This is a genomic window from Paenibacillus sp. NRS-1760 (assembly GCF_050467785.1).
In the GTDB taxonomy this organism is placed as follows: domain Bacteria; phylum Bacillota; class Bacilli; order Paenibacillales; family Paenibacillaceae; genus Pristimantibacillus.
The window spans coordinates 836,429-850,959 of sequence record NZ_JBITPK010000021.1; the positions used below are offsets into that span (position 1 = coordinate 836,429).

The window sequence follows — 14,531 nt, forward strand, 5'->3', positions numbered from 1 at the left end:
TACCCAAAACAGGCGACAATAGACTAAAAGTGTTGGAGATTTAGGGATAGAATAGAATGGTGAGAGGACAATGCGTTTTGATATAAAGATCCATGACGGTGAAAAAAAGTGAACGGATAAGCACAATCGTCATATTCTTGTCCTTTCTGGACTCAATGCGATCTAACACATATATCACTTTTATTAAGGGTGAGTTCAGTAACCCCAAGAAGGAAATGAATCAAAAGTAATGGATCGCCATAATTCGACATTTTTTTCGAGGTTATTGCGATATAATTATACAAAATGTCTTATGTAAAGGAATTGATTCGTATGAATAAAGCACTGATAATACAGGCTTTATCAGAGCCTGTCGAAGCGACCGCCGAGATCAATAGTGTTGTTACTCGTGTGAAAACAGATCGTACAGCGCTTCTAAAGGATATTTTGTTGGCAGTTGAACCTGAAGAAATTGGTGGTAGAACAGCCTTAGCTGGTTTCTTTTATCAATTTTTGGTGACAATTGAATACATAATTGAAGTAATGGAAGGCAAATGGGACTTTGTATCCGTAGAGCTACATGAAGATATTATAGTTGGAAAGGATAATGTAATTCGCTTTAGTCAAGTCAAGACGAGTAAGGAGCCAGATTTAAAAGTTAGTGAAACTGGCATCTACAGTCGATCCTCTTATGAAAAAGATGGAAATTCATATAGATTACCAGACAGTTGGGTTGACAAATTGCTCTTAAAAGCTCGCTATTTCCCACAGAATCAAGGTTTTACTACTCAATTTGAGTTAATCACTAGTTTTGTTGTAACCCCTTCACGAGATGTAAATGTTTCTGCACATTGTAAAAATTATAATTTCAATAGCGGGATTCCTACTGATGATCATTTGCTAGGTCGTTTGTCCAGTCAAATGTACGATAAAAAGAACCAACGTTATTTTGATTATCCAGCAGTTTGTGGTGAAGAAATTAGTTCGCTTCTTTCCAGATTTAATATTTGTAAAAAAATAGATTTATTAAACAGCTATGATTTTGTCAGTCTACTTCTATACCGACTAAGTGAAAAACTAGAGCCTGGAATACGAGTATCTGTAGAAGATCTACAGTGGTTAATTGGTCTGTTAATGGAGAAATGCCAAGCAATTGGAGATAACTTGGTTCTATATATAGACAAAACAGAAGTAGAAGGAATCAGACAACAACTTCATGATAGAGCAATGAGCACAGTTGGTGAGTCTGTTAGGAGATATGACAACGCAGCAGTTGTTAATCACGTGTTTGACCAATTGTTACATGAAATTCGATCTGTAGAATTATATGACGATTTAGAACGTGAGGTTCACGCATATAAGGCTCATTTGGTTGAGTGGGTTAGTACAGGTGGGACGATTCGAAACCTAATAAATCGCTATCTGGATGGAAGAGAATATTCTAACAAATATCGAGAAATAACTGAACATGACCAAACTACAAAGCTGCTCGAATTATTTAATTCTGCGTTACTTCTAATATTGATAAATGAAGAAATGTTACGAATATCGTCGAAACATCAATCTTTGTTAGTAAAAGAAATGGGAGTCCAATTTCTTTCATTTCTAAGTCTAAATCGAGGTGAAACACTAGATATTGCAGTTGATAAAGTACGTAGTATTTTTGCTGATCCTGAGTTGTCAGTTGATATACTTTTACATCCACCTTCAACAGTTCTTTTACAAGGACGCTTTGCGGGTAATAATGGTCCATCAAAAACAGTTGCAATCTTTGAAGAACAGCCTGAATTAACTGAACTACCTGAAGACGATTCTCTAGTTAATCTTAAGATCATACTCGACTTTCTCCCTGGAGGGAAATTGCTTGAACAGTATGATCAAATATACGCTTTCAGCACCATGGAAGAGTTGAAAACACATTTAAAAGAATTCTGGGGGCAATTACAGGAGGTTCGCGATGGAAGCATATAATCATACTCTTGATAGATTATTTGAAGAAGGCTTCGAAGTGGTGCCCAATGTTGGCGATACTGGAATTGGAATAAAATGTTTCAGCAACGGTTCAAAGTTTGTTATTCTACAAAGATGGGAAATCACGACTACTATTCAAAGGGTAAATGAAGAGGCTTCTATTTTGAGAGACAGTTTATTACGAAATAGAATGAACGCTTGGAATGCTTACTACCTGATCTGCGAAGCTGGCGACCACCCAATTAGTGAAGAGATAGCTTATTCAATAGAAAGAGATCCAAAAGCCTTACGTAAGTATGTCATTCGATCTGCACTAGACCTTCAAAGAATTCCTTTTTTGGATTCGGAAGAATTAACCAAAAAGGAAGCTTCCATTGAACTACTTACTTCGATTCAAATGACTAAGACGATTACGCAATTAATTGAGTACATCCGTCAACATGATGGTGAGAGACGAAAGTTGAACCAAAAGGAATTAGAAACAGCCATTATTGAAATTGAAAAGATGGACGGAGGTCTCGTTCAATGAAGATTCAAATGGTACGTATTCAAAACTTTCGAAAATATTTTGGTCTACATGAGTTTAATCTCAGTAAAGATATAACTATTTTTTATGGACCCAACGGTTATGGCAAAAGTACTTTCTTTGATGCTTTAGAATGGTGTATATCTGGGACTATTCATAGATTCAGTAGACAAAAAGATTTTAGCGACAAAGATGTAATTTGCTTTCAATGTGATGAACGGGAAGCTATATGTTCGGTTGAAGTTATATTTGAAAATCATAAATTAGTTAGAGGATTTAAAATTGTTGACGGAACGCCTAGTAATATGACAGTTTCTATTACTAAGCCTGATGGTTCAACTATTCGTGGAAAAACCCTAGTTGATCAATTTTTAAGAAAGACTTCCTACCTTAAGTCGGGTCGTACTTTAGTTGGTGACTTAGTAAAACAAACTCATATATTGTCACAGGATCAAATTACAGATTTCATTTCTCATGATGATGCAAAACAAAGATTTGAAGCGCTCTCTGATATTATGGGGCTGAAAAATGTTTTGAGTCTTGTGGACAACATGAAATCTATTAGAAGTAAATTACAATCACATAATTTGAAAATTGAAGATACGATTCAGAGCCAAACCTCTGTAATTGACAAACGAAAAGAGGACTTAGTATCTTTCGATTCATCCTACATAAAAAAATGGTCTGAGGATAAAACTATTCCACTCGATTTTGACCAATTGCAGGTTCAAGTTCCCAAAATACAAGAGGAGTTGTTGTCCCGTACAGGGTTAATTAGTCAGAGAGTGGATAAATTAGAGATACTAAATGGGTTAGGGTATAATATGATTCAAGATTGTGTAGATCGCAAAAATGATCTGGCAAAAGAATTAGAACTGCATAATGAACAAACAGAGAATGCCCAGAAATTACTTACTCAGGTGAGTACGGTAATTGATTCACTTAGCGGTGACAAGGCTCATTTCGACACACTAAATAAATTGGAGATTGAAGAAAGGGAATGCTTAGAAATTGTAAAAAAGGTTTCGAAAAATGATCCACCTGACGCTTTAGAACTAACAAAGATACTATCTCAAAAGAGAAGATTATTAACCAAACATGACACCGCCCTGTTATATATTCAAGAGTATCAAGAACTAGAGCGAATAATTGCAATAATCCCCACACTTAAGGAACAACAGTACACAAAAGTTAATAAGCTTCGTAAGCGACGTGAGCGATTACTTACATTATTGAGTGTAGTAAATAATCGAATATCAAATCATGCCAGTGGGTCTTATATAAATCTTGTTGCGAATGTTCAAAATATATTTGAACATCTTAAAAAAGAACATGTCCATGATGGCATTTGTCCTGTATGTTCTGTTGACCATGGGAATGGGAATCAACTTGAAGATAGAATTCACGAATCAATCCAAAGACACAATGAAAATCTACAACAGTACACAAATGTGTCTGAGAGTTTATCGAGTCGAAAAAAGCGATATGAAACTCACCTTCAGCAAACGGAAAAAGATCAAAAAGATGCTCAAGACAAAGAAAAAGAATATGAGCTTAATCATAAAAATAGCCATTATCGTATATCACAGATTAAACAATTCGAAGATTTCCAGTTAGAATTGTTTAATCTGCCTTTTCAAAAAGTACAGCAAGCTAGAGAATTAATTCAAAATGAAATCAATAATATTGAGGCTGCTAAACAGGCTAACAATAAACTAACACAAGTCCGACTAGACCTGAATAATTTAAAAAATACTACTGGCTTGTCAAAAGTGTATACTGAACAAGAGGCCGAATCGAAACTTCAGCGATTTAAACGGGCGTTAGGCCGCATTAATAATTATATTTTACTTAAAAATTTATCAAGAGATAAGACTATCACTGAAATTAATTCATTAAATGGAGTATTAATGAGTCTTCAAGAATCTATTGCTAAAGATGAATATGAAAAATCATTGAGTCCACTGATTAGTCAATATAAGACCGAGTTACAGGGATTAAAAGAAGAATATGCTGCTACAGCAGCTTTTGTCCAATCGCTCTCCACTAATCAAAAAATACAAAAAGATATTAAAGAAATGGAAAAAATAAGGAATAATATGATTCAGGAGTTTTCCGTCGCAACAGAAAAATTAACGGAGATTCAAACATTTTTAGAAGAGGCAGCAAAGCGGCTTGGTACGACAGCTAAGGACATATTGAATCAATCGTCCTCCTCCATTCAAAAGTACTTTCGTTATTTGAATCCAATGCCTATCACCTCTCCTATTCGATTTGAAGGGAACGATGATGAACTAAAAATCATGCTTCAAACTTCTGGTGAGAACAAATCACTATCTAATGTTCAGTACACACTCAGTTCGGGACAATTAAATGTCCTCGCCATTTCAATTTTTCTAGCAGTGAATCAGTCTCAGCAAGTGAGTGTTCTTGATTTTGTAGCAATTGATGATCCTATTCAAAATATGGACGATGTGAATCAGTTTTCAATATGCGATGTTCTTGGAACGTTATCCAAGCAGCTTTTATTTGCAACACATGATTATGAGTTCGTAAAACTTTTTATCAAAAAAAATGAACACCGAAAAGATGAAATCCAAGTCTATATGATTGATGCTCCTCAGCTTACGGAGAAAAAAATCAAACGGCTGACATTCGAATAAAATTACAAATTAATCTATGATACCAATACGTTTTAAAGCTGCCATACAGACCGAATCAATCAGCGTGTCAGCCGTGGCAACATATTTATTGGCTTCTATTATTGTTTTATATTTCAATGGAAATAACTTTGTGACCTGATAAGTATTAAAACTATCAAGAATTTTATAGATACAGGAATCATCCAAGGAATCGACTTTGTATCCTAGGACTTCCTGCTCTATTAAGTCACGTTTCTCTGCTTCATCAAGATCATCCCATTTGATTTTCACTACAACCTCTCCTTTGTATTCATCGGGTTGATGACAAATAAAGATACAAAATACATTACGGACTACATGACTGAGATGACTAAACAATTAAGCTTATTACGTTGGTCATCGATGGAAGAACAACTAAATCCTCAAATTAGAGTACTATTTCATTCATGAAATTATACGACGGCAATGAATGCTTTATGCAAAATTAAATGTTCATCTACGACATACAAGGCCACCTTCTTTAAGTTTGAAGGTGGCCTTGCAAGCAGTTTTCCAATTCAAAGGGCTTACGTTTTCAGCAGAACATTACAATTCCGTAAAAACAGTGTTCTGGTGAAGCTATTGATTATTCTACAGTATGCTCAACAAGGGCTTATTAGATAGCCCTCCTGTCGATTAAAATTCACTTCTCATATCCACCCATTTCAAATCCAACACAACCGAAACCTTAATCGTATCTCTCAACACCTTGTTCTTATAGTCACCGTCATCCTGCGTAAAGGAGAAATACTTCGCCGAATGCTGAAAACTATAGACTTCTAGGTATCGACTCGACATATCCCCACTACGCACTCCACATGTGTGGAGTACCACAACCCAATCAAAAACTGCACCTCTGTCCGTATCTGAATTAAAAGTATGGTGGAGCTAGGCGGAATCGAAGCGCCAACTAATCTAAGCCCCGTGCTTATTCTAACTTCAAGTATTCATTTTTTTATTTCAGATCCTCTTTGATCTTAAATCTGATGGCTATAAATGAAAATATAACTATGAAAACAATCGACACGCTAGCTACATGAACAAGATCATTTATATTATCAAAATCTCTTGCGCTTAAGATCGTATTAACTATTAAGAAAGAGGACAAATGAACGTCATCAATGATTGATTCCAAGACAGTTACAATCATTCCAAAAACATTCAACGATAGAACAAATCCAACTACAATACTAGCAATCAAGCTTCTACTAATGATGGAGATGCATAAGATTACAATTGAAAATGCCCAATGAAGTAAAAATTGGCCGATCAACAATTTCGCAAAATAACCCCCATCTCCAATCATTGCATGGTTAAAGAAAATTGATCTTCCGATCATATCCGCAACGATCATGACAATAAATGTAAGCAAAGTGAATAGGCCTGCAATTAATATTTTTGAAATAACAGTGTACATCCGTGCACGCTTCATTGAAATGTAATTTTTATAAAACCCAGAGTTATGTTCACTCATATAGAAATAAACAACGAATACAGCAATATAAATCAGCGGCCACAATGGGATTTGAGACATCATGACTTGGATGAATTGACTTTCGTTCATCGAGCTGATTAGCATAACCCTACTTTCACCGGGCTGCTCGTATTTTCCCAACATAAATATACCGAATATTTGAAAAGCAAAAAAAATTAACAGTAATATATAAATCATTTTATTTGATTTAAAACGGTGAAAGTCCATTTTGAGAATATTAATCACGGCTCCCACCCTCACTTTCTATCCGTGCCAAAAAATATTGTTCTAGGCTTTGCTTATGCTTGATAATCGAATGAACAGTTATGCCGCTTTCAACTAAGGTATTGATGATATGTTGGTTCTCAACATGAGCATCATATACATACACCATACGCTCACTAATGACTTTGTAATGATTAATATGCAATTTTTGTTCTAAGATGGGAACAGCCGAGCTTGCTTTATCCACTTCTATTTCAATACGATCTTCGCATTGAAGCAGCAGTTGCTCCCTTGAATGGTGTTCGATGATTTCTCCTTGATGTACGATTGCATATTGAGTCGCTACTTTCGACAACTCTTCCAAAATGTGACTTGAAATAATGATGGTCATTCCCGTATTATTCAATTCCAAAATCATGTTTCTAATATCAGAAATTCCTTGCGGGTCCAAACCGTTGATCGGTTCATCCAAAATCAAGACATCTGGGCTTCCAACTAATGCAGCTGCAATTCCAAGCCTTTGCTTCATTCCCATTGAATAATTTTTCACCTTGGTCTTATTCGAACCTTCCAATCCGACAAGCTTTAGCAGCTTGTTAATATGATCTTTCCGATTGGTCAATCCATAGGAGATCGCGATTAATTCCAAATTTTCATAGGCAGTATAATGGGGATATAACCCTGGATTTTCAATAAGTACGCCTATACGTTCAAAATAAGGGTGATTACCCTTCACAGGACGATCAAATAATTTAATTTCTCCTGAAGTGGGGGATATTAATCCAGCAATCACCTTTAGCAAGGTGGATTTTCCCGCTCCATTTTGGCCTATCAAACCGAAGATTTCACCTTTACCTATTTTAAACTCTGCCTTACGCACTGCTGTTTTCCCTTTAAATTGTTTGGTTAATTGACTTACTTCAATAATTGCTTCAGCCATATTCACACCTCCTTGTCAATAAAATAACAAAAAGAAGCTAACATATCGTCAATAAATGATTAAGAAAGTTCAAAGAAGATTAGGGCCGGTTTAAGGCATCCCTATGGTGCCAGCCTGAAACCAATGCCCCAAATGGTGTCAATATAAGCCTCCTCGTCAACCCTTTTGATTTTATTGCGAATATTGCTAATGTGAACGGTAATGGTTTTGTCCTCACCTATGTATATATCTTCCCATGCAAGCTCATACAGATCCTGCTTTGTAAACACTCGGGTAGGATTCTTCAGCAGCAGTTCAAGGATCTTGTATTCCTGTCTTGTAAGTTTCAAATCTGCTTGATTGACGCTAGCGTTCATCGTTCCGCTATCTAAAAGTAGATTTTTATGACGATAGCGAGTAGCAGAATCCGTTCGGGAGGTTCGTTTGACATGTACATTGACTCGAGCAAGCAATTCCTCCACCTCAAACGGTTTCGTGACATAATCAGCGGCTCCCAACTTAAAAAGGTTTAATTTATTATCCAATTTGTCCTTGGCCGATAAGACTATAACTGGTGTGTCAGAGCTTAATTCTATCCTTAGCCGATGCATAAAATCTTCCCCAGACAAGCCAGGCAGCATGAGGTCCAAAATAATAAGATGATACTCGTGATGAATGACGTTCATGATTCCCTCACTGCCAGAATACGCTTGCATGCATTGAAACTTCTCTTTTCGAAGCACATCATAAATAATATTGTTGATATGCACATCGTCCTCAACAATTAGAATTTTGGGGTGGTTCGTGTCATTGTACACGTCAACTCTCCTTTACGATTTTCTTAAAAGCTAAGCTGATGCAAAACTGGTCATCGTTCAGGTCAGCTTGCACATAACCATTCATGTTCTCCATCAGTGATTTCACGATAAAAAGTCCCAGACCTGAAGATTGGTTCGTACGCGACGGATCTGCTTTGTAAAAGCGAGTAAATATGTTGTCCAGGCTCAGCAGATGATTTCGCTTCAGTACATTGGAAAAATGAAACAAAACCTCGTCCTGTTTCTCCTCATAACGAATGCTTAGATCACCTTCACTATGCATAAAGTAATTTTTGATCACATTCTCAAATACTCTTTCCAACGCACTTTCATTTCCCTCTATAAATAGCGGTGCTTCCACCATGCAGAGGTTTGGTTCATAGCCACTTCGCAAAAAATCGTCGATAAAGGTAAACAGACGTTTATTTAACACTTTCATCACATCAACTGGCTCAAGCTCCAAGATGTAATCTGGGTTTTTCAGTTTCGTATATAGGAACAGCTCGTCAACAAGTGTAATAATCTGTTTCATTCTAGTCTGTGCCAGACTAATGTACTCTGTTTTTTCTTTAAGATACTCGGAACGTTCCGCCAATTGCAGATAGCCGTCAAGTGAAGTCAGCGGGGTTCGTATATCGTGGGACAAGCTCATAATGGTCGCGTGGATTTCTTCCTTTTGTTCGATAAAATCTTGCTTCAACTTTTGTTGATCACGAAGCAATGCATTACATAAATCGATTAGCCGATGAATTTCTTTTGGCTTAATTTGTGTTTGTATCATTTTGAATGAATGATGGTCGGATATAAAAGATAATTGGTTGCCGATATCCTTAATTTGGTTTTTGTAATAAACAAGGTAAACGGATTGAATGATTAAAGCAGCCAGTATGACGATTAAAACAATATAAAACATAGAATCACTTCCTTTCTAACACTTGAACCATCTCGTTCTCCTGTATTCACTCTCTAACTCTTGGAAATTTGTACTTGAAGACTATATTCAATAATTTATAATTCTATCCTTCAATAACGGTCTATTTCGACAACATTCAAATTTTTACACTAGTTATTGTCTCAAGAAGGTACCATTAAAGCAATAAATCACATAATAATAGTTTATACAGTACATGTATATCCATAGATACAAACAAAGCCCAGACAGTATACTGCCGGGCTTCAACTTGCAGGAAAATGTGGCTCTTAGCTGCTAAATTCTTACCAACAACACACAGCACTCCACATGTGTGGAGTGTGTATATATAAAGAAAAAACCAAATGGAATCTCTGCCATTTGGTTTCATTTATTGATATAACATCGTGCAATCAAACCCTAACTTTATCGTTGCATACGATAGATCAGGTATTATATATGAGCTTATTTGAGTCTCACCGCTTCGCCTTATAAAACTCATGATAAAGCTTCATGAGCGCTCTCTTCTCTATACTCCTTCGCAATTTCCCGCTGCGTCCGCTCATCCCCGCCATGCTCCAAACCAAACCGTCCAATAACAACTTCCTTCTCGCGGTCATCAAGTATATCCAAATTCTTATATATCTTCGACTTTTCAATTTTCAACTGCACCTTATCGACGATGTCATCCGCTTCATTACCGAGGATATCGATCAGCGTAATTTCATTGCCTTCCTTATCCGTTCCAATTGGATCATGAAGTGATACGTCTTTCCTAGTCTTCTTCAAAGACCGAAGGTGCATATGTATTTCATTCTCGATACAACGAGCAGCAAATGTAGCGAGCTTCGTCCCTTTCCCGGTTTGGAAGCTCTCGATCGCTTTAATCAGGCCGATCGTCCCGATCGAGATCAAATCCTCGAGATCCTCCTCAGTATTGTCGAATTTTTTGACGTTGTGGACACAACCTGATGTAAACCAAACGTCAACACATTCCAGCTCGTCCCCTTAAAATATTTTCTTTCACTCAAGAACACATTATGCGCCGACCTATTCAAAGGCTGCAACCGCATCAACCAACGCTGTCAACTGAGTCTATAACGTCTCTGTACTGAGCGTAAATCCTTCGATTACGGCATCTTCGTCAATCTCAATCAGGATGCATCGTTTCCCTTGATAATTCACCTGTCTCACATACTTTAAATCCTGCGGGCTGACCGAAATCGAGGCTACCTTTGTATCGATCTTAATCGATTTTGAAGTGAATTTCGGCATGACGCTGCTTGCCTTCATTTCATAGTTCCTATCGTCGACGATCGTTTGAAACGCGCGTTCCACTTTATCCGTCGTCACGTTCTCTATGCCACTTACTGTCAGCACACGTTCCACATCTTTATAATCCAACTTCGGGGGTTCTTCCTTATCTTCGTTGGTTTCGATTACCTGGTGGATCTCCTCGTACACCTGTGCGAGAGTGGCTACGTCGAGTTGTTCGCCCACCACTTCCTTCACGATGTCTTCGAAAATAGCCCTCTCTTCCATTGCCGTCATGGATCTTTCGGCATTTAAGACCTGTCCGATGAAGTGAGGATCTGGATAATTCGATTTTGCCGTACAATACAGAATGCGGTTCACATCGGAATAGTTATCCGTCACGCTAGGGTAAAAGAACCCGTGCTCCGGCGAACTTAACTTGATAATCGGATCTACAATGACATTGTACTTAAATTCCCTCTCCACATAATCGAACAAGAGAGTCTTCTTTTGCTTCTCCGTGGAATTCACGCTGCATAGAATGAACGGATGCGCGAACAGTTCGTCCTTCCCGCTCTCTTCGGCTTCTTCATTTCTGCCCTTGGTCGGCCGGAAATACTGTCCTCGAACGAACGTGACTACTGTATCCTGTTCATACTTGGCATCCACCAACATTTTATCCACCAACAGCAGCATCAGGTCCTTCCATTCTTCAGGATTGCCTGTCGCCAAACCTTGGTGAAGTATCACTCGCGTCGGATCCTCTGCTTCCTCCTGAAACTTCAACTCGAACAACTTCTGATCCAATTCTCCGGTCAGCAGTTTTTTGAAATTCCCCATATACAACTCCTGCTTCTCTCTATCCACCAGAGCAAACGCCTGGCTCTCCCAATGATAGACTTCGTTGCTATCCTTCATAATATACACGTTGAGAATGTCGTTAATATTCATCATATCGTGATCCAGCTTAAATTGCTTGCGTATATGCGCGACTTCTTTCTTTATCATGATTCGCTAGACAACTCCTAAGAAGTAAATTGGTTTTATCAGTATAAACGATATAACAGCCCTTCGCTAGAAGGGCTGTTAATGTTACTTATCTTCAGTTCCGTTCCAAACCAACACAGCCACACACTCAACATGTGTGGAATGTGTATACAGACAGAAAAAACCAAACGGCATCTCAGCCATTTGGTTTCATTTATTGATATAACATCGTGCAATCAAACCCTAACTTTATCGTTGCATACGATAAATCAGGTATTATATATGAGCTTATTTGAGTCTTACCGCTTCGCCTTATAAAACTCATGATAAAGCTTCATTAACGCCCTTTTCTCTATCCGCGACACATAACTCCGCGAGATCCCAAGCTCCTTCGCAATCTCCCGCTGCGTCCGCTCATCCCCGCCATGCTCCAGCCCGAAGCGCCCGATGACAACTTCCTTCTCACGGTCATCGAGTATATCCAAATTCTTATATATCTTCGACTTTTCAATTTTCAACTGCACCTTATCGACGATATCATCCGCTTCAGTACCGAGGATATCGATCAGCGTAATTTCATTGCCTTCCTTATCCGTTCCAATTGGATCATGAAGTGATACGTCTTTCCTAGTCTTCTTCAAAGACCGAAGGTGCATAAGTATTTCATTCTCGATACAACGAGCAGCAAATGTAGCGAGCTTCGTCCCTTTCCCGGTTTGGAAGCTCTCGATCGCTTTAATCAGGCCGATCGTCCCGATCGAGATCAAATCCTCGAGATCCTCCCCAGTATTGTCGAATTTTTTGAGGTTGTAGTCGAACTCCTATGTCATCACCAAGCTCGATTGATGCTGCAATCTCGGTATTGTGCTTGAAGAGCTTATCGAATGTACCAATGGACGTTACAATCAAACGAGTTTTCCCTCCGTCGTCCGGATCTGATTCAAAGCGTACGATGATCTCGTCAAAGAGTGTCGTGATGACATGGCGCTTAAAATCAAAGGTTAACGTTTCGGGATGCTCGAGCTTCGTACGAACGTGCTTAATCAGCTTTTCGATTGTACCGGTCGCTAGGCTGTTTTGAAGACGGTTTTGCAACTGTGTATGGTACTTATTTATCTCAACCTCCAAGCTTGAAAGTGAAGAGTTGATTTTCGAGAGGTCCTCCACCATTTCTTGCTCGGTAATGACATCTCGCCGGAACATAATCTTGATTTTATCCTTATCCTTTTCGTATTGCTGGGCTTGCGTCTGAAGGAGTCGTAAACGAAGCTCAAGCTCTTCAGAACCCTCACTCGCCTCGGCATTCAAATGCTCCATAAATCGTTTTGGATCGGCAATTAGCTTTATAACTTCAGCCCAAATGTAATCTTCAAGTAGTTCAGCTCGAAGGGATTCGCTTTGGCATTTTTCAATACCTTCTCCGTATCGCTTTGGCGCTAAATTCGGGCAACGATAGCATCGGTACTTCATACGCTTACCGGTTTCTTTATCTTCGCGTCCGGAGTAAGTTGTCGCGTCCCATGTGCGTCCGCAATGTCCGCATTTTAAGATTGTTTTCAATAAATATTGATAGGTCTGGTTTCCTGTATGTTTATTCGTTATATTTTTAGTTTTTTGATTTTGGGCAAGTTCAAATATATATGAATCAACAATCGACGGAACCTCTACTTCAATCCACTCTTCTTCATCACGATACGAAATCGATCGTTTAGGATTTCCGGTTTTCGTTGTTGCACCTTTTATTTTTTTTGTTCTTCGTCGGTTATAAAAATATTTTCCGATATATATTTCAGAACTTAATATCCGTCCAATACTTGATGCACTCCATGTATTTGATTCGCCACGTTTGGGCATGACACCAGCAGAAACAAGTTTTTCACCAATTTGTCTCGTTGTCAGATTATCAAATACATACCACTCGTAAATCATTTTGACATACTGTGCTTCGTGCTCATTTATGACAAGTTGTCCTTCAGAGTCCTTATCGTACCCAAATGGCGCTACCCGCATCGGCATCACTTTTTTTAGTTCCCTAACTGCCCGCTCCCGCCCACGAACCGTTCGCTTTCGAATTATTCCGAGTTCATAGCTTGCAATCGCGGATAGGATATTGAAGAACAACTTGCCTTCTGGTGATTTTTCAAACTCTGTATCGGTAAAGGAGATGTCTGTCCCATGTTTCTCCAGCTCACTAACGACTTGTAACTTGTCATTCAAATCTCGGCTGAAACGATCGGGGTGCGTGCAGATCACTTGACGAATAATACCTGCTTTTACATCTTCTCGCAGCTTCTTCATCACAGGGCGTACATCAACGTCTTCACCGGTAGCACCTTCCTCTCGGTAGATTCGAATATTTGAATCAGTGTATCCTTTCTCAATGGCTAGCTTTCGGCACAAAGCAATCTGCTCATCCAAACTCGTATTATCAACTTGCTGTGCAGTAGAAACACGCACATACAATGCTACATATTCTTGTTCTAATTTAATGACCATTAAAGTTACCACCTTTGTACATATCAATATAGATCATTATAGACAAAAAGTCAGGACACGTAAACAAAGAAGAGCCGACCCCGTTTAGGTATCGACTCTTTCCGCCGCCATGAGGCTATCCATGATGTAGCGCAATAATATGTTTAGACTTTCAGTTGCTTCCGCTTGTTCCTTATCACTGTAAACCATTTGGTTCGGACAATACGACATTACAAGGCGTTTCTTTGTGCCAGTCTTGATAAGCCATCACCTCGTTAATACCTATGCGGAGGCGAGATTGTCCGATTACTT

General features: G+C 38.4%; 11 protein-coding genes and 2 pseudogenes. 3 read left to right on the plus strand and 10 right to left on the minus strand.

Annotated features, from left to right (window positions below):
* Window positions 1-312: 312 nt before the first annotated feature.
* From ACIFSR_RS31455 to ACIFSR_RS31465, 3 genes are read left to right on the plus strand one after another with little or no spacing between them, the layout of a single operon-like run.
* Window positions 313-1,950 carry a dsDNA nuclease domain-containing protein gene (locus ACIFSR_RS31455; RefSeq protein WP_430062911.1) on the plus strand — a complete coding sequence of 546 codons (1,638 nt, stop codon included), beginning with the start codon at window positions 313-315 and terminating at the stop codon, window positions 1,948-1,950.
* The gene (locus ACIFSR_RS31460) at window positions 1,937-2,479 is read left to right on the plus strand and encodes an ABC-three component system middle component 1 (RefSeq protein ID WP_430062914.1); all 543 of its coding nucleotides are present in this window, start codon (window positions 1,937-1,939) and stop codon (window positions 2,477-2,479) included. Before ACIFSR_RS31455 ends, ACIFSR_RS31460 begins: the two co-directional genes overlap by 14 nt.
* Window positions 2,476-5,139 carry an AAA family ATPase gene (locus ACIFSR_RS31465; RefSeq protein WP_430062916.1) on the plus strand — a complete coding sequence of 888 codons (2,664 nt, stop codon included), beginning with the start codon at window positions 2,476-2,478 and terminating at the stop codon, window positions 5,137-5,139. Before ACIFSR_RS31460 ends, ACIFSR_RS31465 begins: the two co-directional genes overlap by 4 nt.
* A 9-nt stretch (window positions 5,140-5,148) precedes the next feature.
* Here ACIFSR_RS31465 and ACIFSR_RS31470 read toward each other — a convergent pair whose 3' ends face one another.
* The 10 genes and pseudogenes from ACIFSR_RS31470 to ACIFSR_RS31515 all read right to left on the minus strand — a co-directional run bounded on the left by ACIFSR_RS31470 (window position 5,149) and on the right by ACIFSR_RS31515 (window position 14,240).
* Window positions 5,149-5,409: a hypothetical protein gene (locus tag ACIFSR_RS31470; protein ID WP_087572495.1), complete on the minus strand. Its 261-nt coding sequence runs from the start codon at window positions 5,407-5,409 to the stop codon at window positions 5,149-5,151.
* A 384-nt stretch (window positions 5,410-5,793) separates the two neighbouring features.
* Window positions 5,794-5,955, minus strand: coding sequence for a hypothetical protein (locus tag ACIFSR_RS31475; protein WP_430062919.1), 162 nt, complete (start codon window positions 5,953-5,955; stop codon window positions 5,794-5,796).
* Between the two features lie 157 nt (window positions 5,956-6,112).
* Window positions 6,113-6,859, minus strand: a complete 747-nt coding sequence (locus tag ACIFSR_RS31480) for an ABC transporter permease (protein ID WP_430063197.1) — start codon at window positions 6,857-6,859, stop codon at window positions 6,113-6,115.
* 10 nt (window positions 6,860-6,869) lie between these two features.
* Window positions 6,870-7,796: an ABC transporter ATP-binding protein gene (locus ACIFSR_RS31485; protein WP_430062921.1), complete on the minus strand. Its 927-nt coding sequence runs from the start codon at window positions 7,794-7,796 to the stop codon at window positions 6,870-6,872.
* Between the two features lie 101 nt (window positions 7,797-7,897).
* Window positions 7,898-8,593 (minus strand): response regulator transcription factor, encoded by a 696-nt coding sequence (locus ACIFSR_RS31490; protein ID WP_430062923.1) that lies wholly within the window; start codon window positions 8,591-8,593, stop codon window positions 7,898-7,900.
* A 1-nt stretch (window position 8,594) separates the two neighbouring features.
* On the minus strand, window positions 8,595-9,506 hold the full coding sequence (locus ACIFSR_RS31495; RefSeq protein ID WP_430062925.1) for a sensor histidine kinase: 912 nt from the start codon (window positions 9,504-9,506) through the stop codon (window positions 8,595-8,597).
* A 473-nt stretch (window positions 9,507-9,979) separates the two neighbouring features.
* Window positions 9,980-10,502, minus strand: a pseudogene (locus tag ACIFSR_RS31500) (sigma-70 family RNA polymerase sigma factor).
* 96 nt (window positions 10,503-10,598) lie between these two features.
* Window positions 10,599-11,765, minus strand: a complete 1,167-nt coding sequence (locus ACIFSR_RS31505; RefSeq protein ID WP_339208058.1) for a DUF4317 domain-containing protein — start codon at window positions 11,763-11,765, stop codon at window positions 10,599-10,601.
* Between the two features lie 278 nt (window positions 11,766-12,043).
* Window positions 12,044-12,550, minus strand: a pseudogene (sigK, locus tag ACIFSR_RS31510) (RNA polymerase sporulation sigma factor SigK); the annotation flags it as partial.
* Window positions 12,480-14,240, minus strand: a complete 1,761-nt coding sequence (locus ACIFSR_RS31515) for a recombinase family protein (RefSeq protein ID WP_430062928.1) — start codon at window positions 14,238-14,240, stop codon at window positions 12,480-12,482. The pseudogene sigK and the gene ACIFSR_RS31515, both read right to left, overlap by 71 nt.
* Between the last annotated feature and the right edge of the window lie 291 nt (window positions 14,241-14,531).